Origin of the sequence: Salinicola sp. MIT1003 (assembly GCF_001858555.1) — a bacterium.
GTDB classification, from domain to species: domain Bacteria; phylum Pseudomonadota; class Gammaproteobacteria; order Pseudomonadales; family Halomonadaceae; genus Salinicola; species Salinicola salarius.
Genome location: NZ_MCAP01000054.1, coordinates 1 through 700 on the forward strand (window position 1 = coordinate 1; position 700 = coordinate 700).

General features: G+C 63.4%; 1 protein-coding gene. It reads left to right on the plus strand.

Annotated features, from left to right (window positions below):
* Positions 1-624, plus strand: a 624-nt coding sequence (cysD, locus tag BC443_RS14320; protein ID WP_071232519.1) for a sulfate adenylyltransferase subunit CysD, incomplete at its 5' end; no start/stop codon positions are given.
* Between the last annotated feature and the right edge of the window lie 76 nt (positions 625-700).

Here is a 700-nt window from a genome sequence, read left to right on the forward strand (position 1 = left end):
CGCGCCGCCGGCATCAACCCGTTCGACCACGGCAGCGCCAAGTACACCGACATCATGAAGACCCAGTCGCTCAAGCAGGCACTGGACAAGTACGGCTTCGATGCCGCCTTCGGTGGCGCCCGTCGCGACGAGGAAGCCTCCCGCGCCAAGGAGCGCGTCTACTCCTTCCGCGACAAGCACCACCGCTGGGACCCCAAGAACCAGCGCCCCGAGCTGTGGAACCTCTACAACGGCAAGGTCAACAAGGGCGAATCGATCCGCGTCTTCCCGCTCTCCAACTGGACCGAACTGGATATCTGGCAGTACATCTATCTCGAATCGATCCCCATCGTCCCGCTGTACTACTCCGCACCGCGTCCCGTGGTCGAACGCGACGGCATGCTGGTGATGGTCGACGACGATCGCCTGCCGCTGGAACCCGGCGAAGTCCCCGAAGAGAAATGGGTCCGCTTCCGCACGCTCGGCTGCTACCCGCTCACCGGCGCGGTGGAATCGAAAGCCGCCACGCTGCCCGAGATCATCCAGGAGATGCTGCTGACGCGCACCTCCGAACGCTCCGGCCGCGCCATCGACCGGGATCAGGTCGGCTCGATGGAGAAGAAGAAGCGGGAGGGGTACTTCTAAGCTACGAGCTACGAGCTACGAGCTACGAGCTACGAGCTACGAGCTACGAGCTACGAGCTACGAGCTACGAGCTACG